This is a genomic window from Providencia sp. PROV_01 (assembly GCF_053098325.1).
In genome coordinates this window covers 806,964-832,789 of the sequence record NZ_JBRFKD010000002.1, presented here as the reverse complement: position 1 = coordinate 832,789, position 25,826 = coordinate 806,964, and the positions used below count along the sequence as shown (strand labels likewise).

Here is a 25,826-nt window from a genome sequence, read left to right as displayed (position 1 = left end):
ATACATAAGTATGTGATTCGGCTGGCTAAGTGCAGTCAACACCCATGCAGCTTGAAGTATGACGAGTTAGTGAACTTGAGTACCACTTAGCAGTTTATATATCGTATCCGGAGTATAGCTGCCGTCTTGGAAATAAATTGTCCAGTCCGTAATATCATCACGTGTTAATGGATAAACTTCCCCTTCTTGCATATTTTGCACATAAAAAGGATGGTTTATTAAGCGCCCTTCAAATTGGTCACCATGCCAAGAAACAGGTTCAAACCACATATGTTCATGACCATCGAAATCTTCTTCCGCATCATGGTAGCCAATACCGCATTTCACTAAAAAGCGCCATTCAGAATCTTCAGCTTCCTCGTTTTTACCAAGGAATTTGGCAAAAAAGCCTTTCTTCTGAGCGACCTGTTTTGGCCCATAGTTATCTAACATATGGGTGAAATATTCCCAACGCAATTTAGCTTTACGCGACATATCTGCCGTTTCTTCATCGGTGCGCATAAACATCATGGCGTTTTGATCTTCAAAACCTTCAAAGAAACTTTCTAATACTGGGTTTTCTTGTGTCACACGGAACAGCATAGCGGATGGGTGTTGATGAGATTCATCTCTATCATGCCAATCCCCCATAAAACGTTCAGATGACACATCTCCAAACTCGAAGTTCATCTCTTCTAGTGGTTTTAAGTCATCAATTGGGGTTGATTTCCCTACATGCAGCAGCCCTTCTTCAAACGGTACTGCAACTAAATACTCATAGCCCGTTTGGGTTTGTCCAATAAAAATGGGCTCATTAAACACGATTTTCCCGTGAGTAATGCTGTTATTCACGAAGCTCCAAAACAGTTCGGGAATACCATAATAAGAAGCAATCGGGTGCGGTATAATAATTTCCGCTTCCGACAAACCACAACGTGCCAAACCGTGCGTGTGGAACCAATACATAGTCGGAGCACGCTCTTCTTCCGGCTTGTCTTCGTTATCTTCTTGGTCATAAATAGCATGAACAACATACAAAGAATCAATGCTTGGCATCAAATCATCAATGAGTTGGAAATTAAGCCACTCACGAGTAAACACTTTCCCTGCGGCAGAAATATCCAAGCCCAGTAATAGATCGGGCACCAAGATTTGAATAACCTTTAGCTGCTGCAGATAATTGACTAATGGTTGCCCTTGAAATAAGCACTCAACAATTACCGCTTGAGGGGCTGCACTTGCTTCTGCATACAACTCAGGGCTGATTGGGTCAGTGGCAAAATAAGGGTTGATGGTATATTCAGGGTCGCTATCCACTAAAGCGATATAAAAACGTAATTCTTCTTCATCTTTTTTACAACTAAAGAAAAAACCGCCATCCTCTGGAATGTAATCTATCTCACCCTCGGTGAAATAAGTTTGTTCTTCTAAACGCTGCTCAAGTAATAAAGACGTCAGCTCAGAACCAGGAATAGCAACCATCATTGATGCTTCTTTCTCGCCCTCACCTGCTGCGGTATCAAGGTAGTGTTGTTTATTATTCATTTTTAGACCTATTAATAAGTGACTGTGGCGAGGATATCAGCTTATATTCATTAAGAATATTGTGATTATTCTTAACAAACTGAGATTGTGATTTGATCCTTCGTATTGCAACTAAGTTAACAAATAATCATTATTCGACAATCAGTTATTCTACTTTTCATACGGTATTGACTGAGGCACAATAATGCTCTTTCTTTAATTTGCTTTATATTGATGAAGCAAAAAGTTCTATTTCAATAAAGGTAATTCAAATATGGCTGATTTAACCAAAGCACAAAAAGAATATGTCGATGATCTCGCAATGCAACGCGTTTTCGATATGAATAGCGATGAAGTGTTGGTCAACGCCTTAGAAGAAAAAATTCACCAAATGGAAGACCATTTGAAAGCCTATTTTCATGAGCGTGTTAAGTTTCATCAGCAAACTAAAAAATAGCCTTTTGCCTGCTCCGTGCCGGTATTGTTTATTATATCGGCACCTGCTTTATCCCTTTCATACAACCATTTTAAATGAATAATAAACGCGCATTTATTTAGCTCAATTTACCAACAAAAAAGCATTAAGCGCCATCTAAAAATGAATTTCTAATGATAGAATTCTAATCATCACTGTACGACTAATAACAATTTATCTATTACACTTCTTTATTGTCCAAATATTGAGCCAATTTTATGAAACGCATTCAATTCAGTACTGCACTGATCCTTTCTTCTATTATGAGCATGTCTGTGAGCTTTGCCGATAGCGATCGTCCATTATTTTCAGTCTCTGTAAGTGAATCTGGAGTACCACAAAATAATAGCGAAGGCGGCATTACTCGTTCTTCTACCACAGAGTCACGAGTACTGCCGATTTGGGGCGATGAAGCCCGTGCTCGAGGGTATGATTTACCGGAACCATTTGGGATCGGCTATGGATATATGAACCTGCGTCAAGATATAAAAGTTGATAAAATAGCCTTTAAATCAGAAAAGGGCGTAAATATTCCTTTTGTTAAATTCGATTTAAATGATGATTTAATGATTAAAACAGGACATACACGCAGTAAGAATGAATCACATATGCTAAAACTCGATACTTGGGTCTTTCCATTTATGAACGTATATGGCGTTTATGGAAAAACCAAAGGTACATCAACCACAAATCTTGATAGCGTAAAAGCTCGAGTCAAAATTTTTGGCAAAGAGAATATAATTGATATCGGTAAAAATCTGCCTTTTGAATTAGATTATAAAGGAAAAACGTATGGTGGTGGTGTTACCTTCGCTGGTGGGTATAACCAATTCTTTAGTACATTAGATTTTAACTATACCAGAACAAGCCTTGATATCTTAGACGGTGACATTACTGCTTTTGTTGTAACTCCTCGAGTTGGTTATGAATTTATCTTTGAACCTTTGATCCCTGGTCAAGGTAATACAAAACTACAAATTTGGACTGGTGCCATGTATCAAGATATTACCCAACGATTCAAAGGTGATATTAGTAAACTAGATTTACCGCCTGAATTGAGTGGGTTAATGGCATTAGCACCAGACGATGCAAAATTCGATGTTAAACAGCATCTTGCCCATAAATGGAATAATACTGTCGGTGCTCGGGTTGAACTCACTCGAAACTTTAATGTGTTAACCGAAATCGGTTTTAATAACCGGAATAGTTTTTATATTTCTGGGGAATTCCGTTTTTAATGTGGCATTCGACAATTATTCAAAGGCTGGTCTTGCTCAGCCTTTTTATTATTTTTCCTGCTAAAGCTGATTTTCTTCCTGACCGCCAGCAAATCGATGGCTGGCTAAACGATCTCGGTGGGGAAAATAGCTTTGATGAAAGTAAAACTGTAGATTGGGGCATATTACCAGGGCCATTTTATACCCCCGAAATGGGCATTGGTATTGGCACCGCACTGGTTGGTTTATATCGAATAGATAAAGAAGATAAACAAACCCAGCCATCTTCTATTGGCTTAAGCGGTTTTGCGTCGTCGACCGGCGCATTTGGCTTAAATTTTACCAATTATAATTTTATTGATAACGACCAGTGGCGGTTATTTGTTTCCGGCACCATTAACAATATTCCCACTTATTATTGGGGTAAGGGATATTCTGCAGGGAAAAACGATCACAATAAAGAAAAGTACCATTCTCAAGAGTTCCAAATAACTCCAAGAGCCTTATACCAACTGACTGATTCTACTTATGTAGGGCTCGGTTGGAACTTCTCATCAATCAATGCCAGCGATCCTGATGATGGTGCGAAACAGTATTTCTCCAAGTCAATTGGGGGCCGTTCGGTGTTAAATTCAGGCATCAGTGCATATTACAGCTATGACACACGAGATTTTCTACCCAATGCCTATCATGGGCAAACTTTTGAGGCTGTTTATACTTATTTTACACCTAACCTTGGTAGCGATACACGCTTCCAAACCACCCAATTACAATATGCCTATTACCATACCTTAGCCGAAGAGACTGTTATTGCATTCGACAATTATGCAAGGTTTTCAAGCGGAAATGTACCGTGGAACCAGCTATCATTACTCGGTAATGGCAACCGTATGCGCGGGTATTACGAAGGCCGTTATCGTGATAACAATATATTCACCAGCCAAATAGAACTCCGCCATAAACTCGATTGGCGCCATGGCGTTGTTGGTTGGTTAGGCACAGGAACCATGAGCGATACTGCGTCCGAATTAGGTCAAGGGCATTGGTTGCCCACCGTAGGTGTTGGCTACCGTTTTGAATTTAAACCAAGAATGAATGTTCGCTTGGATTTAGGTGTCGGCCGCAACAGTACCGGGGTGTATTTTCAGGTTGGGGAGGCATTTTAATGTTCAAATGGGTTCTGGCAATGGGGATTGCGCTTTTATTAGCCGCCTGCCAAAGTCATGACAAACTGGATTTGCCTGCCATTGAGCCTGTAATTACCCCCTATACTTTTGAAGCGGCCTCACAAGCTTGGCCTGTGGTTGCTTCCTTAGCTCCTCCACAAGGTTTGCGCGCTTGCTGCGCTTTTGGCTACAACTTGCAAGCTGAACTGTGGGGATTACCTGTCCCGTTTTACACTATCGATAATATCGTTGAAGCAGATAGCCTCGGTGAACATCATTATAATGACAGCTTTTTAGGTGCCTCTGCTGCATTAATGGGGCTCAGTAATGAAAAAATAGGCTTACTCTATACAGATAAAAGCGGGTTTATTGATATTTCCCATGTCAGAGATACTGCAGATTATACTTTTTACTTATTTAGCCAAATTTACCCACGCCTTGGTCAACAATGGTCGCTGTCACTTAGTGAAGAGTTAGCGGATAGACAAATTCATTTCAGTGCATTTGAACCACCACAATCTGCCAAACAACGTTATACCCTAAGCGCCTACTTAGCCGCAAAATTGGCTTTCCAGCTCGCGGTATGGCATGAAATTGCCCAGTGGTATGGTTATCAATCTGTACCAGGATTTTCCGAAGGGATTTCCGCATTTTCCCCTGAAGACCTGTACTCAAATTTACTTGGTTCCCGTCTTGCCTTAACTTTGATACTACAAGGCCGAGCAGACTCTTTAGCCACTTATTCTCAATCAATGGAAAATATTCTTCCACTGGCACTTCACCAGCTCGGTAGCAAAGATAGAAAAACCACGCGAAAAATATTTGATAGCGTTGATGGTTTATGGTGGAACAGTTACCGTAGAGTTCCGGAGAAATTTCTTGTTTTAATAAGAGATTACCAAACAAGTGACCAACGTTACCCTCTGATGCCTCCACAAATTATGCCGTCTGAAGGCTTATTTTTAACGTTGCCTGATCGCTATCTCAAATATGATTTGTCATTGCTCGCACAACTGCGTTTGCTCCCTACTGATGATATGAAACTGCTCCCCAAACCAACTTCTTATTGGACGGTGTCAGATTTTCAACAGCTAGCGGACGATGCGAAACAACAAGATTTACTGCAACAAATTTTAAAACCTTAAAAGACCTATTTATGATATCCATATTAATCACTCAATAAATCTTTGCCCTGACATTACCGTACTTAAAATTTAAGCTAAATATCACTTTTTACTCATTTACAGATAATAATTTTATTTCACTTTTGTCACCTCGATAGGCTTTAATAAAACGATGGAGATCTCATTTTGGTTAAAAAACAGCCTATCAACTGCTTGTTTTTCAGACAAAATAACCCTGTAATAACTACATGAACTGTATGTTTTTTACTCAAATTTAACTTAAGTTAAGCTCAGTCACCACAAAAATGAACAGTTTAATTTATTATTCTTCATATGAAAATATACCAATAGAAACTTTATACCAATTAAAATCAGTAAATTCATAATAATATAAAAAAGTCTACAAAATAATACAGAAATTTCCCTAATGTCACCCGGATAAATGTAGCTCGTAAAAAATTAATCTGCTAATATTCGCTCGAATTTTGTTCAGAGATACTTAGGAGAAGCAAATGCCCTCTCGAACGATGAGGACAAACGCCGTCTTCGCTTTCTTATTTTTACTTTTATTTTCGAGCCTGAGTATGGGCTCCACCAGTACCAGCACAATGCTCAATAAAGAGTATACTAATAAAACTGTGCAACAGAATGTAAGTCAGGCTAAAACCTCACTCCCTGATTTACGTAAATACCCTTCTGGTACACCTCGAAAGAAAGCATTTTTGAAAACGGTTGTCCCTGTTATAGAAAAAGTGAATAAGCAGATCATGGCTGAACGTACTTGGTTGTTATCAGTACGGGCTAACAAGAAGTGGAGCGCCCAAGAATTGCGCCGTCTTGAGCAAATCTGTAATAGTTATGGTATGAAGTGTAGTAACCCAAAACGTTTAAATTGGGACAAACTATTGAGTCGTGTCGACATCATGCCAACGCACTTAGTTGCAACACAAGCAGCAACAGAGTCTGGCTGGGGGACTTCACAACTTGCTCTGCAAAACGGTAATTTATTTGGTATGCGCTGCGGTAGCGGCTGCCAAACTAAGAAAGGTAAAGTCAAAGGCTATTCTTCCTATACTTCTGTAGAAGATACTGTGACTGCTTATATGAAGAACATGAATACCCATAATGCTTATGAGTCACTGCGTACTTCACGAGCAAAGCAACGCCTATCAAAAGATGAGCTAGATACTAAAAAGCTAATCAATGATATGAAAGGGTACTCAGAGTTAGGTTCAACCTATAACCGCTATTTACAAGAGATGTACGCGAGTAATGAAGAATTGATTACACAAGCTCAACAAAGAGCAGCCACTCGCATTTAATTTTGTATCACCAGGTACAAGACATAAAAAAAATCCACTTCGTTAAGTGGATTTTTTTATTGTTTTTTAGATTGACTCTATTGCTCTAAATAGTTCGAATGGTGGCGAGGTGGCAAGAGAGGCTCCCTACAGCCAATTAAATGCATTACTTGTTTTTTTGATGGTTTTTATTCGTTATTTTAGATTGACTCTATTGCTCTAAATAGTTCGAATGGTGGCGAGGCGGCAAGAGAGGGCCCCTACTACCAATCAAATGCATTACTTGTTTTTTGATGGTTTTTATTCATTATTTTAGATTGGCGCTATTGCTCTAAATAGTTCGAATGGTGGCGGGGCGGCAAGAGAGGCTCCCTACAGCCAATTAAATGCATTACTTGTTTTTTTGATGGTTTTTATTCGTTATTTTAGATTGACTCTATTGCTCTAAATAGTTCGAATGGTGGCGAGGCGGCAAGAGAGGGCCCCTACTACCAATCAAATGCATTACTTGTTTTTTGATGGTTTTTATTCATTATTTTAGATTGGCGCTATTGCTCTAAATAGTTCGAATGGTGGCGAGGCGGCAAGAGAGGATATCCCTAGGAGCATACATAAGTATGTGACTAGGGTAGCTGAACGTAGCCAACAAAGTCACCATTCGAAATATGACGAGCAATATTCTGATTGCATAGAAAAAGAGATCAAATATCATATACCCTCACCTTCTAACAAAATAATTAACATCTTTGAGTCTAATATGAATTTCTTCTCTTTTGAGTTTCTTGGCTCTTTCTTAATTTTTTTTCTTATTTATTGGGGTTGTCAGCCCAGTGCAAAACTACAGAATGGCTTATTAATCACTGCTAGCTATTTTTTTGTTTATTCATTTAGCCCTGACTTTGCTTATATTTTATTTAGCTACACACTGATCATTTATTTGCTTACCAATGTCGCAACTAATTGGCTCTCTAGTCGATGGATATACGGTATTCTTACCGCCGTCATTATTGGTTTCTTTACCACCTTTAAATATTACTCATTCTTTCAAGAGACTATCCAACAAACACTCGACAAATTTGGTTTTAGTGTTGGTCTTCCTATATTGGAAATACTCGCACCTCTTGGCCTCTCCTTTTATGTATTCCACTCGGTAAGCTATACGGTATCGGTTTGTCGCAAAGAAATTCCCAAAGCCGATTTCTTTGACGTGACACTATACCTTGCATTTTTTCCCAGCATCGTTGCGGGGCCAATCAATCGTGCGAAGAACTTTCTTCCTCAAATACAAGCTGAAAGCCGTGAGGTTTTAGATCCTCGAAAAGCCATATTGCTTATATCATTAGCACTGGTGAAATTGTTTTTATTTAGCTCTTACTTATCTGAAAATTTTGTAAACCCTGTCTTTGATGCCCCTGTGGGTTACAGTGCGGGAGAGATTCTAATAGCAACCTATGCGTATGCTTGGAATATTTACTTTAACTTCTCTGGTTATACCAATCTGGTGACAGGCATCGCGTTATTATTAGGGTTTAGAGTTCCTGTTAACTTTAATGCGCCTTATTTAGCTGCAAATTTAAAAGAGTTTTGGGCTCGCTGGCATATCAGCTTATCAACCTTTATTCGCGACTACATTTATATTCCCCTTGGCGGTAACCGCAAAGGTTTTAGTCGTATGAATACTAATGTATTCCTTGCTATGGTCATTTCAGGGTTATGGCACGGTGCTGCAATGACATTTGTGGTATGGGGAGCCATTCATGGATTAGGGATTGTATTGCTCAATCTTAAGAATTTATGCATGGAAAAATTAGGATGGACTCAAGTGATCCCTAATAAAACATTATCAGTTTGGGTGTCGCGCATTATTACTTTCCATTTTGTCTGCTTTGCGTGGATTTTCTTCCGTAGTGCCTCATTTGATGATGCACTGCTAATAGTAAATCAAATCACTGTACCTGGTTTTATCGCTTCTATTAATGCAAGCTTGGGGCTATTAGTCGCATTTTGGCTACTACTGATTACCTACCCTTATTTTGTACAAGCCTACCATTATGTAGCGAAAAAATACCAAACTATTCCTTGGTATTATTACCCTATTCCGCTCGCGATTATTCTAACCATTATGTTTATGCTTTCTCCTTCAGGTATGCCGGGGTTTATTTATGCTAACTTCTGAGTTTAAAAATACCCTCATCAAGGTTGGGCAGATTTTATTTATTGTCCTCGTTGCCGGCCTATTATTAATTTGGTTGAATCAAAGCTCACTAGAACGATTTTGGCAGCAGAAATATCACCAAGATACCCCATGGGCAAAAATGGCGGGGAATCCTATCTGGGATTATGGAGCTTATTTACATGATGGTGCACTTGAAGCGGGAAGCCTATTTACTTACTACGCATCAGGGCAAAAAGCGCAAGAAGACAAGCAAGCGGCAGAAATCGCATTGGCCAATAAAGACAAAACACTCAGTTTTCCCACCGAGTTTCAAGTTGGCCTTCATTTTGTGAATGGCTATATTTATCCAGCTGAAAGCTTATCGATTACCTTCCCTGAACGCCTGAAACGACCACAAGCTAGGGAGAAAAACCCCAAAATTAACTTTGGTGGTTTTACTATCAAAAAAGATCAGCCAATCGTGCCAAAACATGTAGCCAATATTGAAAAAGGCCAACAAGTCCTGTTTGCGGGGGACTCCATGATGCAAGGTGTTGCTCCACATGTTAAAAACATGCTCTTGAAAAAATATAATATTGATAGCATTAATCTAAGCAAACAAAGTACAGGATTAGCATATCCACGCTTTTTCAATTGGCCACAAACCATTGCCAAGGCATTGAATGATAACCCGAACATTAAGGTTCTCGTCGTTTTTTTAGGACCTAATGACCCTTGGGATATGCCACCACAAACGGGTTATAAATACGTCAAATTTAAAAGTGAAGATTGGGAAAAAGTGTACCGTGAACGGATTAGTGATATAATATCGACCGCTCGCCAGCACAATGTTGATGTTATTTGGGTTGGCCCCCCTAATATGCGTAAAAATACGCTCTCCGATGGTATGAAATTCTTGAGTAGCCTCTACCAATCTGAAGTTGAGGATAACGGCGAAATTTACTTTTCTGTTAATGATGTCTTTAAATATAAAGGCGATACCTATTCTGACTATATCGGTGATGCAAGCAGTACAATTAAATTGCGAAGTGGTGACGGGATCCATTTCAGCGGAAAAGGCCAACAATTGATTGCTGAAAAAGTATTCTCACTCATTCATTTCGAAGAAGAGGAAGAAAAGGAACCTCATGAAACTGAACAAACTGTGTCAAGCTAAGTCCAAAATATTGGCGGGTAGCGTGATTGCGCTTTTATCGCTGGGCTTATTGTCTTGCCAGAACACATCAGACAAAACACGTACGACTAGCCTACCCAAAGGCCAGTCTGCGGTTGCACAAGGGCAGTTGATCAATAACGCAGAGCCTAATTTGCCACTGCTGGCGAAAAAGCTACGCCAAGGCAGCCAACAAGTGCACATCGTCCAAATTGGTGATTCACACACCGCTGCTGACTTTTTCAGTGGCAATTTGAGAACCTTGTTCCAGCAACGCTATGGGGATGCGGGCCCAGGCTTCATTCCACCTATTTCAGTACCGGGACAACGTACCGCAACCATTAACCGTATGATTGAAAAGAAAGAATGGTCTCTGGCTTCAAGTCGTAAAGATGAGCGCTTTGATTACCCACTTGGTGGGCTAATTGCCGAACCACAAGCTGCCAACAGCAAAGTGGTGCTTAAGCCTTTACAGCCGGCGCTAGGGGCTTACCAGCTACAAACTCTCTATCAAAGCGCAGGAGATTCACAAATGCGTGTCGCTCCAGCTGTTTCCCCCAGCGTTGCATTACCCGCCACGGGGAACCAGTGGGTCTTTTCATCCCCTGTAAATACCCAACTTCCTGCTCAGGTTACTGTTAATAAAGGTAATGGGTTAAAAATCGGTGGGTGGTTAGTGCGTTCGCAAAAACCAGGGGTGATGCTTTCAGCGCTTGGGCTCAATGGTGCAACATTGAGTATGGCTGATAAATGGCAGCCACAGTGGAGCGAAACTTTAGCGCAAATGTCGCCTGATATGGTGATTCTAGCTTATGGAACCAATGAAGCGTTTAATGATACGTTAGATTTAGCCGCTTATGAGCAAAATTTACGTGCCAAAATCCGCTTAATTCGCCAACAAATGCCCAACAGCGTTATTTTACTTATCGGCCCGAATGATTCACTTAAATTTAATAATGCAGCGAGTTGCCAAGCACAAATGCCAGTAAATTTAACGAGTGTGATTCAAATTCAAAAGACGGTTGCTGCTCAGGAAAATACGTTATTTTGGGACTGGCAAGCCTTTATGGGTGGCCCTTGTTCAATTCGCACATGGGCAGCGCAAGATTTAGCCCGCCCAGATAATGTTCACCTTTCTGTTGAAGGGTACAAAAAGAGTGCTCAAGGTTTATATAGTCAGTTAAGCCAAATATTGAATTAATTACTGACTCAATGCACGATAAGGCAGAGGTATTTTCAACGTACCCTGCCTTTTTATTGACTACTATTTTTAATATTTATCGCCTAATAGTGGCTATTTCACTTTAGCTTTTTTCTTACTTATCTTTTTGTCACTCTAAAAATCCAATTCCAATTTTAAAGCTAAAATAATTATTTCAGATAAAAACAACAAATTAAAAACGTCACTCTCGGAATACTACTGACTAATTTCGAATTTATTTTTCCTTCTAAAAAACATAAAAAATCGTGACCATTAATTAAATCAATATACACCGCATAAAATTAGTATCCCTGCGTCCCTTCTAGTAAACCACATCGCATACGCTGCGATTTATAAAACAAGGAGGTAATAACAAACCGCTTCTCACCTTATGCAAGCTCAGGGTTTGTTGTTAAAATGGAAACCGTGAACAATTCTTTGACACAGCCAGAATAATTTTACGGTCGCAATCGTAGGTAATATTTATTTAGGTTCAAAAATGTCGACTAATTTCTGTGTAAAATCGTTTCATACCTATATTGAAACGCTATCAAATAAAATAAAAAATAGCTTTTACCTCACTCGCTCCCTACTCTTTAAGCTGAGCTCGGGTGAAATTGACATTCGAATAGAAGAAGGCCCATGGCAAAAACTGACGGCCTCAGATATCTGTTTTCTTCCTAAAGGAGCATCAATTGAGATAATTAATCGTGATAATCACAATCTACTCGCTGTGGATGTACTTCCAATAACCACGGATATGTTAAAATCCTTTTATCAACAACAGTCTGCATTATTTATTAGTAAGAAAAAAACATCTTCAATAAGTCAAATCTGTTGTACTAACTTACAAGAAAACCCAATTATTGAAGATGTATTTCACTCAGCCATTAAAGAAGTTAACTCACCCACTAACCAGAATATTATTCATATTCATTTGGGTTTTATTTTGTCATTTTTTTTACTGGTAAATGAATTTATCCCTACATTGTATGCATCAATAAATATCTCGATAAAAGATAAAGTGTATGACTTAATTTTTCATAGTGCAGGTAAACAATGCCATACTTTAGATACTATCGCGAAAAAACTTCATATGAGTTCTTCAACGCTTAAACGACGACTGGCCAGTGAATACACCAGTTTTTCTAAAATTAGCTTAATGTCGCGAATGAATAAAGCGATGATATTATCGAGAACAGAAAATATGCCTATGACACGTGTTGCCCAAGAAGTCGGCTATGATGATGTGCCTTATTTTTTACTCGCATTTAAAAGTTTTCATTCCCAGCCAAATCTCACCTATCCCTTACTCTAATACGCTTTATCTCTTTTAATCATCGTCTATAAATACTTGAGCCTCTCCATTTTCATGGTAAGGCTCTCGTTTAGCTAAAAATAGTGATTATCAATATCTATCTGTAACATTGTGGTATCTATTGGGGGGATATCAACATGGTTACCCCCTGTGTTATCTACGGGAGCAGGGGTGACGGTTGCGTCTGGTAAACTTGAATCAATCACAATACTCCCTTTAAGCTGCGCCTGATTCCCCGCTTGGTCATAGACATTAATTTCATAAGGGTGAGCCCCATCATGCAGCGGGTTTGCCACGGTAATTTCCCATTGGCCCTGTCCATTTGTTGTTTGCTTATAGGTCTGGTTATCAATAGTTAAAAATACGGTGGTATTAGCCTCTGTTACCCCACTGAATTTTGGCGTTTTAATATTGGTAATTTCATCCTGTTTATCACCTGTATTCGTTGATTCATCTAGCTGCCCAGTAAGTTCAGGCGCCTTTGAATCAATGATAACTTGCCCTGTTTTTACCGTACTATTTCCTGCTTTATCTTTTACCTCAATACGATAATTATGAGTACCATCACTCAATGCTTCAGTCATAGAGACAGTCCATTCTCCCTTTTCACTGGTACTCTCTTGGTAAGTTTTTTTATTGATTGTAAACTCAACCAATGCGTTCGGCTCCGTCAACCCGCTAAATTTGGGTCGACTATGGTTTGTTACTGTATCATTTAATGTGCCGGAATTCGTACTAACATCTAAGCCAAACTCCATAATATCAGGTGGTGTCGTATCTATAGTTACTTTTCCTGTTAAAGGGGACGTTCCTACGTTACCTGCAATATCTATTATCTCAATTTGATAATTATATTCATCATCTGTGAGTGAATTAGGTAAAGTGAACGCCCACTCACCACATTCGTTCACCTTAATATCTTTATAAACCTGTTGGCCAACCGTTAATTGTATATAGGTTCCTAGTTCTGCAATCCCTGCAAACGTAGGTGTTGAGCCATTTATGACAATATCTTGTTTAGTTGTAGAGTCTGTAGGGTCAAAAACCCCACCAATAAGTAAATCAGGCGCTAATGTATCAATAACCAATTGCCCTGAAACTTGGCCTTTAAGACCTTGAATATCATCAATCGCAAAAATCACATAATCATGAATGCCTTCACTCAATTCAGTCGTGACGTGAATTGACCACTCCCCTTTTTCATTAGCAATGGTTTCAAAAGCTGAGGCCACTTTATTATCAAAAACTAATCGAATTATCGCATTCGGTTCAGTTATTCCAGTGAATATAGGCTTATTGATATTTGTGTAGTTATCGCCCTGAATCCCTGAATCTGAGTCTGGTGTTAACTCTCCCGTCGCCAAAGCGATAGTTTTTACCGTAAAATCGCCCGAGATGGGTTGCATGCTAATTTGGCCAAGAATGTCATGTGCTTCGATTTCATAAGAGTAAGCCCCCTCAGCAAGTGCTTCCTTATCCGATAGCTTAATTTGCCAGTTACCATCGTGATCCGCGGTCGTATGATAAATGTTTCCATTGATCTTCAAGCGAACTTGCGCGTTAGCTTTAGTTGTTCCACTAAATGCGGGTTGGTTAACATGAATAACACCATCACTTGTTAGTGGATCGTCTAAGACTGCGGTTAATTCAGGAGGGGAAATGTCATAGACTAAATCAAACTCAAACTGCGTTTCACGGTTAACTAAATCCTTTGCGCTAACCAATAATTTAAGACTTTCTCCATTCTTAATACCGATAGGAACAATATCGTTGGGTAATTTTATTTGCCAACTTCCTTGGTTATTTGCCTTTGTAGTACCCAGTATTTTTCCAGTTGCATCCTTGATGCTCACCAGACTTGCGGCACTTGTCGTACCCGTGAGTGTTAAATCATTTTGATTGAAAAGTAATTTGCCGTCTTTTTCAGAAATTAACTGTTTATCATTCACACCAAATTCGATACTTGGTGAGGTCTTTCCGAGCTCGTCATTGAGCACTTTAATAATCACTTCATGCTCAGTTTTATTACCCGCGATATCAAATGCGGTTATTTTTGCCACATGCTCACCGTCAGGTAACACTAGCTCATTAGCAAACACCGTTTTAGAACCATTATATTTAGTTTGTAGCTTACTATGCCGAGTCGTTTTCCCATTCACATTTATCAGGTAATAATCCATATTTCCATGATAAGTGAAAACTAATTCAGGGTTAATTACATTAGCAACTAGCGTCCCCGAGTGAACCTGTGTGCCACTAATCTGAAAATCACTAAATATTGGTTCCTCAGTAAGAATATTGAGTGTTGTTTGTCCAACTGAAACGGTACCATCATCTTGGATAAAGCTAATATGATAGGCGCCATCCCCTTTAATAGGCACTTCAAAACACCACTCCCCCTTCTCATTTGCTTGAATAGGATAACTATCACCATTTACTTTGGCTGAGATTGTGCCACCGGCTGTTATTTTACCTTTATAAACGGGTTTTTTATGATTGGTATAGTGGTTACCGATTTGGCCGGAATCCGTATCAGGGTCAAGGTAAAACTTAAAATCACTGATCAATACAGAAGAAGAAAATTTCCTTACTGAGCCATAAACATCTTTAAATGTGAGAGTATAAGGAACCTCTCCTAGCGGGAGCTGAATATCAGCTGGAACCTTGAAATCCCAGTTTTTTCGGCCATTGGTCAAATTAACTGAATACGTTTTACCACCTATCAGTATCGCGCCACTGAGTTCATCACGATCCGACGCCCCAGAAATCTTTCCTTGTAGCTTTGGCGAGCGGCTTGAACTTAGTGAGCTATTTATTTCTCCGGTACTGCTCGACTCTGCGGCCACTTGAAATGTCACATTTAAAACACTGTCCTTGATTTGAATACCTTTTTCTTCAATTGATTGCTCTGTGACTATTCCAGAGGCTGAAGTTGCAACGAGTATCAGTCGGTCAAGATCGTAACGGCGATCCGTTTTAAGAAAACCGGGAGGCAAACTAAAAGACCAATTTCCCTCGTTATCAATATTGGTGATGGAAAAAACATGCTCATCTTTCTTACTCAATCTAAATTTAAATTTTAAACTTGAACCTGGGGTTACCTTTCCTGTAAATGTTGCCTCTAAGTCATTGGTCGATTTATCACCATGAAATTTTCCTCGGGCCCACGGTGAAGCCAAAGCCGCATTCGTTATCTTTGGTGGATTAGCATTTATCGTCAGTGTATCTATTTTTTCGTATTGATTACCTGCCGCATCCATCACAGTAATTTTATAATCACCAATAAAATCTTTCGGTAATTCATTGGGTAAAGCTAAACTCCAGAAACCATTGTTATCAACAACTGTTGAAACTAACTCATTATTTAATCCCAGCGAAATTTCACTTCCCGGCTCACTTTTTCCGGTAAATACAGGTTTACGATGTGCCGTAATAAAGTTTCCTTTGGTTCCTGTATCCGTTTCTGTGCTGAGCTCAACGGTTAATACGGGGGATATCGTATCAATAAAGATATTCCCAGAAATATCCTTTGTTTGTCCATTTGTCGGGTGCTCAGCCGTCACAAGATACTGGTTATTTCCTTCTGTAAGCTCTTTGAGTTGAATTTCCCAGTTTCCAGTCACGTTATCTGCCAATGTAGAGAAACGTTCATTCCCGATTATCAGTGTTACTTTAGCCCCCGCTGTAGCGAACCCAGTAAACTTAGGGGCTGTAATATTGGTGATATAATCACCTTTCTTTCCACTATCACTCGCAGCGTCTAATGCGGCGACAAGAATCGGAAATTCGGCTTCCCCACCCCCCACTGATGGGGGTTGATACGTGAAGCTCTGACTGATTGTATCTTGGTTGCCCGCCGCATCCTCTGCAGTGAGCTTGTAGTGATTATCCATACCGACATCCGCATCGACATCAAAAATCAGAGACCATTTTCCTTGGCTATCGGCATAAACTGTTTTAATTTGACCTTTGAATTCAGCCGTAATTTTACTTTCGGGGTCAGCTTCGCCACTAATTTGTGGTCTTTTTAAATAAGTCACTGAAGCATTTGAATTTTCTTGGCTTGCAGGATCTAAGTGTGCGGTCAGTGTAATATTACTATCTACAGTGAACTGCCCTTTGGACGTCCCGATATTACCGACTTTATCGGTTACCTTAACGTGATAATCATACTTGCCGTCTTTACCCACCGCAGGCAACGCTATTTGCCACTGCCCGTCTTTGTCAGCAATGGTACTGTATTCTTGCCCCGCAAATTGAAGCACAACCGTCGATTGCGGTTTGGTACTCCCTGCCACGGTCACAGCTTTTTGTTGGGTGATATGGTCACCTTTGAGCCCCGAGTCGCTGCTTTCGGTCAGTGTCGCTTGTGCGGCGGGTGGGGTGGTATCGATATGCAGTATTTCACTGATTCTCTCGCTATTACCCACAATATCAGTAACCTGCACCTTGAGTGAATGGCTTCCCGACGTGAGTGGTGAGGTGATCAACACCGACCAACTTCCTTGACTGTCCGCTTGCGTAGAATATGTTTTCCCGTCAATCGCGATACTGATTTTGGCATTTGCCTCACTCAGCCCAGACAACGTTGGCGTCAGTTGGTTAGTAATAAAATCTGACTGGTTATTGAGTTGTAACGTCGTCGGGTGCAAGGTGGTTTTTATCTGCACAGACTCTGTAACCACCGCCGTATTGCCTGCCACATCCGTGGCTTTCACCGTATAATCATAGGTACCATCCGTGAGTGTTTGCTGGACGACAACAGCCCAATCCCCATGGCTATCCGCCGTCGTATTCAACTGCTGCCCGTCAATCGTCAACGCAATACGGCTCCCGGCTTCCGCTTTGCCTGAAAAATGCGGACGAGTCTCTTTGGTGATGTTATCACCAATATTACCGCTATCCGACTGCGTATCTAGGTGTACTGATAGGCTATCCACCTGTGTATCTACGGTAAATTGCCCGTTGGATGTGCCAACATTTCCAATGGTATCGGTCACACTCACTTGATAATCATACTCGCCGTCTTTACCCACCGCAGGCAACGCTATTTGCCACTGCCCGTCTTTGTCAGCAATGGTACTGTATTCTTGCCCCACAAATTGGACCACGACCGTCGATTGCGGTTTGGTACTCCCTGCCACGGTCACGGCTTTTTGTTGGGTGATATAGTCACCTTTGAGCCCCGAGTCGCTGCTTTCGGTCAGTGTCGCTTGTGCGGCGGGTGGGGTGGTATCTACCAATAAACTCTGGATAAATATGCCCTGATTACCTACATTGTCTGTTACCGTAACGTTTAATACATGTGAGCCATCTGTTAGGTTATCAGTGATGGTGAGTGACCAATCGCCTTGCTCATTGGCTTTGGTGAGGTACTCTTTCCCTGCCACCTTAACGATAACATTAGAATTGGGGTCTGTTTTCCCCGTAAGCGTTGGCTTGACTTTATTGGTCAAGAAAACAGCTGAGTTATCAAGCAGTACACTAGCATCGGGTTTTGATGTTTTGATGGTAACACTCTCAGTGATAGTTTTTTGGTTACCCGCTATATCTACTGCAGTAACTTGATAAGCTAATACACCATCAGCTAGTGGCTTCTCGACTGTAATTCGCCACCCCCCTTTATTATCAGCAATTGTCGATAATTTTTGCCCTGAAATCGTTAGCGTTACCGAGCTCCCTACTTCAGCTTTTCCTGCAAAAGTAGGAAATTGCTTATTCGTTATTCTTCCCCCAGTCGTTTCGATATTTGAATGCCCATCAAGGCTTACAGAGAGGTTATCAAGCCGAGTGTCCACTTCAAATTGACCACTCACGGTGACAGGCTTGCCATCACCGGAAGAAACAACTAATGAGTATTCATATATTTTATCTTCTAACGGTTCTGAAATTTTTAATGACCATTTCCCGTCTTTATCCGCTGTTATAGGGTATTTGTTATCATTAATCGTTAAGTAAGCCTGACTATCGAGAGAAACAATACCCGTAAATATTGGTGTATTAATATTCGTAATATTATCGCCCTTTTTCCCTGAGTCAGACTCTTCGCTTAATTTTCCCTGAATAAAAACTTGTGTTATCGGTTTAGCTATTTCGGGCGTTGCAGATAATTTATTTGAAGACTGAGTGGGTGATGATGAGGAACTTGTTGGCATAACGACAGGTGCGGATGGTGGAGAAAAGGTTAAGTTGCTGTCTTCTACTGGTGCTTTTCCTTCTTTACTTTTTTGATTTAGCTGTTTTTTCGCTTCAGCGAGCTTTGTCAATGATGAGCTTAATAATACTTCTTTTTCATCTTTCTCTGAAGACAAGGTCTGAAGTGTCTTTTCTAATTGTTGATTTTTTTGATTTAATTCTGCCAGTTTTTTACTGAAACTTTGTTCATCACCTTGCAGCTCCTCCTCATCTATTTGTTCACTATTATTTTTTGAGTCTTGATTATCAGCATATTCAACAAGATCACTCGTTAATTGCTCTTTGATATAAACAGCATCAGCACCCACATTTAAAGTTATTGATGATAGAATTTCATCTTGTGAAAGAATCGCTCCTTGAACCGTCATCAATGTCATATTGCCTAAAATTACTTCCGACAGCCCATTTTTAATAGTTTCAATAGAACCATCAGGCTTAGTGACAATTAAATCAAGCCCTTGAACTTTAAATTTTTGGATTTCTATGTTTTTTAATTTATCTGTGATAGTTTTATCTGTCATGTTCTATATCATTATATTAATAAATGGAGTCATCAGCGAATACTCACATGCTGCCGTTAATAAAAACAATTATATCTATTTAATTAAAAATAAAACGTCGTTTAACTGCATATGGTCTGACAATCTTTCTTTTTGAGCTCAAATTCAAGTGAGTTCATTTCAATAGCGACTATAATATAAACATGAATTAATAACGTTGTTTCTAAAATGAAAGAATCAGATATGGAAAACGATGACGATAACTCTGATGAAGAACTCGCCCCAATGGTTGATGGGCTAAGTGGAACATTATGCATAATTATTTTAGTTTCTATGGTGTTTATTTTTAGCGGAATGAAAACCGCAGAAACCTATATTCACTATGGAGAACTAAACTTTGAAAAAACAAAAATAGACATGCCAAATAAACGAATTTACTTTAAAGGTGGCATTCATTTATCAAAAAGTGAAACTTTTTTAATAAAAAAAGAAATAACTAAAAACGAAAGTAAAAAAATCATTATCAATGGTTATATCAATGATAAAGTCAGCCACAGTAAAGAAAAAAACACTTATAACCTTCTTTATATGGCATCACTAATTAAAAATCTGGGAATAAATAAAGAGATTGTTCTAAAACAAGGAACAAGTGAACACTGCCCAGGTTGGAATTCATGTATTTATTGGGATTACAAATAATATGTACTATCTTGGATTATTTTTTTATGCTGCAACGTTCCTAGCTTGTTTTTTATTACAATCAGTACGCGAAATGGTTCAGCAATGTCTATTACTTGCGCCTGAAATAAGCTACACGATGATTGGAATTTATATTTACCCTTTAATTATCTTCTTATTTCATCGGTTATTTAATAAAAATAAACAAAGCAACTATACCTTACTTTCAAACCAAACTAAATTATCTGCATCTGTCACGGTATCATTAGGGTTAATTGGAACATTTATTGGCCTAACAGGGATGATCACTGCTATATCAGCATCGCTTGGGGGAGAAGGTGATATCTCAGAAAAAATGAACGCCATGATCTCATCTATTTCAATGGCACTGAATTCAATGTCTTTTGCATTCTTAACGTCCATTCTTGGTGTTTCTATTTCAGTTTTGCTATTAGTTAGTTTGAATTTTTTTCATTTCTTTTACCAAAAAGAAAATAAAAAAACTGCACAACAGACATCAGTAAACTACGCAGAAGAACTTAATCACATTCAAGAAACCCTAAATAAATTGCAGAAAGTAAATATTACTATAGCGCAAAAAATGATTTCAGTGACTGAAAGCAATGAACTTGCGACTGATATTTCGTCACACCTCCTAACTTTATCCAACACTGCACAAGACCACTTAGCCGTTTTACAGTCAATAAAAGATGCTGATGACGACTGGAAAAGAAAATTAGCGGTTTACTTATTAGAAGAAAAAATAAATAAAAGAAATGAAAATGAAAAAATATCAGAAGAAATACTTAAAATCGACCAAACTACGCAATGGCTAAAAGAAAATACCATTCAAAGCAGGAAAAAACTTTTAACTTTATTATCAATGGATTAAACATATGCGCCCCATCACTTTAAGTTTATTATTAACTTTATTATCAACAGGTTACAGTTTTGCCAATCAAGGTATAGAAAACTTTCAAACCTTTATTAACCGAGTATTAGAAAATTCTAATCCAGTTCAAATAAAAGCGTTAGAATTAGAGGCTGAAAACCTTAGAGCAAAACAGACAGATTATTATTATCTACCTAAAATATCAGCATCAGGAAAAATAAAAAGCCATGATGGGTGTACCAGTAATCATATTACTGCCAGTTCATTAATCTATGATACTGCGTTAAGTCATCGGTTTAATGAAAAAAACTTAAAACTAGAAATATCAACACTTTCTCTGAACAAAGAAAAAGAAGAACTGTACACTGCAACAACTAATAACTTAATTGGTATTTATTATCTCAATGAGCTAACAAAAACGACAGCTGATTTAGATAGCAAGGCTAAAAATATTTTCAAACTCATTACTCACCGCTATAAAAATGGTATAGCTAAATACAGTGATGTTGAACAAGCCTCTTTGTTGATGCAACGGATTGAAACAGAACTACAGAATATAGAAAAAGAAATTGAACAATATAAATCAAATATTGAGCTTTTATCGGGGATTACCTTTCCTTCGAAAGGTGTACAAGTACCAAAAAATCTATTAAAAAAATTGCAAGCAACCATTATTGATAGTGAAAATGCACAACAAAATAACGAATATAATTTGCTGCGCATGCAAGCTGAGGTAATGAAAGAAAATGCTTATCAACAAAACCCATTATTGAATGTTAATGTTATCGCCGAAGAACGATTTGTTGATCAAGTTAGAAGCCGTAACGAATCTTACATGGGAATGGAGGTTAAATTAAATATTTTTGATCTTGATAAAATGCTGAGCGAAAAATCTCAGCTAAAACTGTATGAAGCCACAAAAGGGAAAGCAGATTATAAATATAAAGAATCAACCGCTAAAATTAAAAATTTAAAACGAATTGCTAATTCAAATTCGAATGAACTTATAGGGCTGCATGCACAGCGTAAGACTATGCGTTCAATAATTAAGAGCCAACAAAGGGAATATGAGATATCGCAGTCCTCTTTCTATGAAATGGTGAACACACTTTTTGATATGTTAACAATGGAAAGACGCATAGCTGAGTTAATGATTGCTGATATGAAAAACAAAATGGAATACATCCAATTAACAGGGAAGTTAACTGAAATTGAAACGTTATCTAAATAAATTTATCTATATTCCTAAAAAATTAAAAATACTCCTAGGTATTACATCCTTATTTATTGGGTATATTTTATTAGCTAAAATCGAAATATCCTCTCCAGGTGAGGGAGTTATCTCAGGCGTCTCCAACCGATTAGAAATAGTCAGCCCAGCGTCTGGGTTTATTAATCAATTCGCGATAAAAACCGGTGATAAGGTCGAGAAAGAGCAAATTTTATTTTCCTATACGAATTTAGATGTATTTCATCAAGAAAAAACATTAACCAACCTCGTTACATTTGCTAATGAACGTATTGATGAGTTAGAAGAAAATAAAAAATTGTTAAATAAGATCCTTGATGGAAGTATAAAGACGGAGTCTGAATATTTTTTCTTTGCGAAGGGGTTACAGAGTAAAACTTTAAGCGCCTATAGAGAACTCTATGGCCACATTCTATTACACATGGAGATAAGCAATTTGCGAGATAAATATATCTCACAAATTAAAGAATCTAGTGAATTAGAAAAGCAGATTAACATTCTGAAAAAAAAAGATTTATTATTAAAAAATGCAAGAGCTCCTGAAATTGAAAAACTCAATAATAACGCTGAACTCAGCCGTACCAACGCACTGATGACATCAGGAGAATTAAATGCTCAAGGGCTATTACGAGAAATCTCACTGCTAGAAAAAAAATATACTGCGCGGCTTATCGGTGAGATCCAAGAAAATGAAACTCTCCTTCATCGTCTGAAAAAAGAAAAATTAGAAAACAGCGGGCAGATGGATTTACTGCGCAATAAAATAAGAGCGAATAGTGTGTTATCGCCAGCGAATGGAGTGGTACTAAGTATCGAAAAAGATTTAGAAAAAGGTTCTTATGTTGAAGCGTCTAATTTAGTGATGGTAATTAAAAAACAACAGGATACACGAGTCATTGAAGGTAAAATATTAGCGAAATATCGCCCTTTTATCGCACCGAAACTGCCAGCAAAAATTGTGGTAAATTCCCCCGGATTTAAAAAAATTATTAGCGGAAAGGTCACAAAAATTAGCGCTGACTCCTTTACTGACAGAGAACGAGCCAACCAAGAACGCTATTATTCAGTACAAATTACACCAGAACAAAATACCGAGCTCCTTCCAGAGCATGACGGCTTACCTGTGATGCTCTATATCTCGAGTAAAGAGATTTCAGTATTTCGTTATTTAACCGCATTAGTTAGCGATAACATGACATTTAACGTTTGGTGACCCTATGTTAGGTTTTATTTCCGCATTATCTGCTGCCGTTGCAACCATGACATTACTCATGGCCGTACTGTTAGCCAATGTGTTATCGAGTACGATGGCAGCTGAACAAAATAAAGGTAAAACTGCATTTATCGGAATTGATGACAACAATACTGAAACTTCCTCATCTATAAATAACGATAGTAATAATGACAACGGTACTGGCAATAACGTCATGAAGTCGTTAATGTTCAGCCATGACACCTTAAAATTAATTGTTAATAAAAAAGTTAAATCTATTGATGTTTATTGCAGTTATGGAAATAACATATCTTTTGACGCCGCAATGACCTACACCATCTATAACACAGTGTTAATTAAAAAAAACACACCTAATGTACACATTAAAGCATTAAAGCCGATTGAAGATAATCAAGGGGTTAACGCTTGCTTCCTGAAGAGTGAAGAAAATGAAAGAAAGTAATTTCCATGATGTTATTAATCAATATTTCAAGATATTAGGAGAATCATTTACCTCTCCAACACTCTCGTATGACAATAAATATATACTAAATAATATAAACGAATTTATTGATAATGATTTTTTCAATTATCAATATGTTTCTATTGTAGATTTTAGTGAAAGCAAGCTACCAGCACTGTTTATTATGGAGATAACTGATGGAAAATATATTATCATCAAAAATCATCGAGGCCAGCTAACCAATCTAACAACCGATTCCGCAATAACACAACAACTAGTTGAAAATAAACATTTATTTTCATTCTCTGCACGTGAAAACATGCTCAGTGAAGCGAGTATATATAAATCGCTGATTAAATTAACGCCAAAATCAAATTTATTTTCACTACCTTTAATCGTATTTGCACTGTTATTACCTTTATATTCAAACCTATTTAATTCCCGACTCGTTTATAGTGAGTCCATAAGCTCAATTTTATATATTAGTTTTATTTTCATTGTCATTATTGGCTTAGAGTTTTTCATCAAACATATTATTCATGAACAAAATATAAAAAAAATAAAGCTTAATATCAGTATTTTTAATCGTTATTTTGTTAACTTATTAAAACAATCTAGCTGTAAAAGTGCCTCAATTAAGGTAAGAACAGCAGAAGCATCAATCTTACAGGTATGGGAAATTAAGCCACAAATTATTTATGATATTGGGTTAGCTATTTTATTTTCATTTTGTATTGTTGGCATGTTAGGTCTTTATTCATTATTGCTATTGAGCTATTACGCTGGGTTTATCTTTTTATGTCTGCACATCCGCTTTCTATCCTACAAAAATATGCTGAGAGCTAACACCTTAAACTATGAAAAATCAGCCATGTACTACTCGTTAGAACAAAAAAAACATGAGCTTTGTTTTGCCAGAGATGACTATTTTAAGCAATACATCAGTATAAAAACCAATGAAGATGAAAAAATAAAATTAAAACTAAACGAGGCCAATCATCATTGGATGGAAATTATCAAAGTAAATACGTTTTTATCCATGATAGTAATGTACATAGCTAGCTATTTGGCTATTGGTGACGGAAGCTTAAGCTTAGCTTCTATTATCGCCGTAATGATCATTAATGGTCGACTTTCTGGTGCTATCACAAGTGCGATTAATCGCTTATTTATAGTAAAAACACATCTATTTCATATCAAATCCAGTATTGATCAGTTAAAAAACAATCCACTTATTCATTTTAAAGTAGATGGCATAACAACAGATTCAATAACACATTTTAGTGCAAAAAATCTTAGCGTTAGTATTCATGGCAAAACGATTATTAACCAGCTCAATATTGAAGCCAAACCCGGTGATGTTATCGGTATAACAGGTGTTTCAGGAGTAGGAAAGACATCACTGATGAAAGCCTTATGTGGGACTTCACAATACGCCTCAGGGAATATTACAATCAATGGTATTAGTATCGATGAAATTTCCCAGTGCTTTTTAACAGAAAAGATTGCCTACCATAATGGTGTTTCAACATTCGTTCATGGCAGTATTCGCGATAATTTTAATTTCTATGGTGTATTCGATAACGACATAATTGTTCGTCTTACTAAACTCTGCTGCCCGAGCTTACTGATTAGCAAAGAAACATTAGATGATACTCTCGTCACCGATATCGCTGCATCTACAGGGGAAAAGCAAAAATTACAGCTTGCTCTTATACTGATGAAACAACCTGACATGATCTTGTTAGACGAATCAACATCATTTATGGCGACCTCTGATGCACTCCCATTCTTACAATTAATGAAACAAGAGTTTGAATTAGATAAATCAATTATTTTCTTGTCTACTCATGACTTAGGGTTAGCCTCATTTTTTACTACACATATTGAATTATCACCGGGTCACGCTAAACGCATTAGCTCCCCACAGCATCACAATGAAATTGTTATTCCTAAAATTAATTTAAGCTAATTAAGCTAATAAAGAAAAACGCCCACTTGA

General features: G+C 38.1%; 17 protein-coding genes. 15 read left to right on the top strand and 2 right to left on the bottom strand.

Features of this window, described 5'->3' with window-relative positions; translation table 11 throughout:
* Positions 1 to 66: 66 nt before the first annotated feature.
* Positions 67 to 1,524, bottom strand: coding sequence for a DUF4026 domain-containing protein (locus ACU696_RS04505; RefSeq protein ID WP_209102635.1), 1,458 nt, complete (start codon positions 1,522 to 1,524; stop codon positions 67 to 69).
* Positions 1,525 to 1,777: 253 nt separating this feature from the next.
* On the opposite strand from ACU696_RS04505, the gene ACU696_RS04500 reads away from it, so the two are divergent.
* The 9 genes from ACU696_RS04500 (at position 1,778) to ACU696_RS04460 (ending at position 12,634) form a co-directional block, all read left to right on the top strand.
* Positions 1,778 to 1,960, top strand: coding sequence for a hypothetical protein (locus tag ACU696_RS04500; RefSeq protein WP_004915146.1), 183 nt, complete (start codon positions 1,778 to 1,780; stop codon positions 1,958 to 1,960).
* 236 nt (positions 1,961 to 2,196) lie between these two features.
* A complete protein-coding gene (locus ACU696_RS04495) occupies positions 2,197 to 3,216 on the top strand; it encodes a hypothetical protein (RefSeq protein ID WP_109912617.1) in 1,020 nt (339 codons plus the stop codon).
* Entirely contained in the window at positions 3,216 to 4,361 is a 1,146-nt protein-coding gene (locus tag ACU696_RS04490) for a BamA/TamA family outer membrane protein (protein WP_209102633.1), read from the top strand. Before ACU696_RS04495 ends, ACU696_RS04490 begins: the two co-directional genes overlap by 1 nt.
* Positions 4,361 to 5,506 carry a DUF4056 domain-containing protein gene (locus ACU696_RS04485; RefSeq protein WP_209102630.1) on the top strand — a complete coding sequence of 382 codons (1,146 nt, stop codon included), beginning with the start codon at positions 4,361 to 4,363 and terminating at the stop codon, positions 5,504 to 5,506. Before ACU696_RS04490 ends, ACU696_RS04485 begins: the two co-directional genes overlap by 1 nt.
* Before the next feature lie 491 nt (positions 5,507 to 5,997).
* Positions 5,998 to 6,807 (top strand): protein bax, encoded by an 810-nt coding sequence (locus tag ACU696_RS04480; protein WP_109912620.1) that lies wholly within the window; start codon positions 5,998 to 6,000, stop codon positions 6,805 to 6,807.
* Positions 6,808 to 7,543: 736 nt separating this feature from the next.
* Complete coding sequence (locus tag ACU696_RS04475) at positions 7,544 to 8,962, top strand: MBOAT family O-acyltransferase (protein ID WP_196719081.1); 1,419 nt, start codon at positions 7,544 to 7,546, stop codon at positions 8,960 to 8,962.
* Positions 8,949 to 10,118, top strand: coding sequence for an SGNH/GDSL hydrolase family protein (locus ACU696_RS04470; RefSeq protein ID WP_109912621.1), 1,170 nt, complete (start codon positions 8,949 to 8,951; stop codon positions 10,116 to 10,118). The genes ACU696_RS04475 and ACU696_RS04470 overlap by 14 nt, the downstream gene beginning before the upstream one ends.
* Positions 10,090 to 11,316 (top strand): SGNH/GDSL hydrolase family protein, encoded by a 1,227-nt coding sequence (locus ACU696_RS04465; protein WP_209102628.1) that lies wholly within the window; start codon positions 10,090 to 10,092, stop codon positions 11,314 to 11,316. The genes ACU696_RS04470 and ACU696_RS04465 overlap by 29 nt, the downstream gene beginning before the upstream one ends.
* Before the next feature lie 499 nt (positions 11,317 to 11,815).
* Positions 11,816 to 12,634: a helix-turn-helix domain-containing protein gene (locus tag ACU696_RS04460; RefSeq protein WP_209102626.1), complete on the top strand. Its 819-nt coding sequence runs from the start codon at positions 11,816 to 11,818 to the stop codon at positions 12,632 to 12,634.
* 74 nt (positions 12,635 to 12,708) lie between these two features.
* On the opposite strand, the gene ACU696_RS04455 is transcribed toward ACU696_RS04460, so the two are convergent.
* On the bottom strand, positions 12,709 to 19,350 hold the full coding sequence (locus ACU696_RS04455) for an Ig-like domain-containing protein (RefSeq protein ID WP_213637282.1): 6,642 nt from the start codon (positions 19,348 to 19,350) through the stop codon (positions 12,709 to 12,711).
* Positions 19,351 to 19,557: 207 nt separating this feature from the next.
* On the opposite strand from ACU696_RS04455, the gene ACU696_RS04450 reads away from it, so the two are divergent.
* From ACU696_RS04450 to ACU696_RS04425, 6 genes are read left to right on the top strand one after another with little or no spacing between them, the layout of a single operon-like run.
* Positions 19,558 to 20,028: a hypothetical protein gene (locus ACU696_RS04450; RefSeq protein WP_227024241.1), complete on the top strand. Its 471-nt coding sequence runs from the start codon at positions 19,558 to 19,560 to the stop codon at positions 20,026 to 20,028.
* On the top strand, positions 19,979 to 20,899 hold the full coding sequence (locus ACU696_RS04445; protein ID WP_238563398.1) for a hypothetical protein: 921 nt from the start codon (positions 19,979 to 19,981) through the stop codon (positions 20,897 to 20,899). The genes ACU696_RS04450 and ACU696_RS04445 overlap by 50 nt, the downstream gene beginning before the upstream one ends.
* Before the next feature lie 4 nt (positions 20,900 to 20,903).
* Positions 20,904 to 22,130 (top strand): TolC family protein, encoded by a 1,227-nt coding sequence (locus ACU696_RS04440; RefSeq protein WP_209102622.1) that lies wholly within the window; start codon positions 20,904 to 20,906, stop codon positions 22,128 to 22,130.
* Positions 22,111 to 23,361, top strand: a complete 1,251-nt coding sequence (locus ACU696_RS04435) for an HlyD family efflux transporter periplasmic adaptor subunit (RefSeq protein WP_123382751.1) — start codon at positions 22,111 to 22,113, stop codon at positions 23,359 to 23,361. The genes ACU696_RS04440 and ACU696_RS04435 overlap by 20 nt, the downstream gene beginning before the upstream one ends.
* A gap of 4 nt (positions 23,362 to 23,365) precedes the next feature.
* Complete coding sequence (locus ACU696_RS04430; RefSeq protein WP_123382750.1) at positions 23,366 to 23,824, top strand: hypothetical protein; 459 nt, start codon at positions 23,366 to 23,368, stop codon at positions 23,822 to 23,824.
* Positions 23,811 to 25,796: an ATP-binding cassette domain-containing protein gene (locus ACU696_RS04425; RefSeq protein WP_209102620.1), complete on the top strand. Its 1,986-nt coding sequence runs from the start codon at positions 23,811 to 23,813 to the stop codon at positions 25,794 to 25,796. Before ACU696_RS04430 ends, ACU696_RS04425 begins: the two co-directional genes overlap by 14 nt.
* Positions 25,797 to 25,826 lie beyond the last annotated feature (30 nt).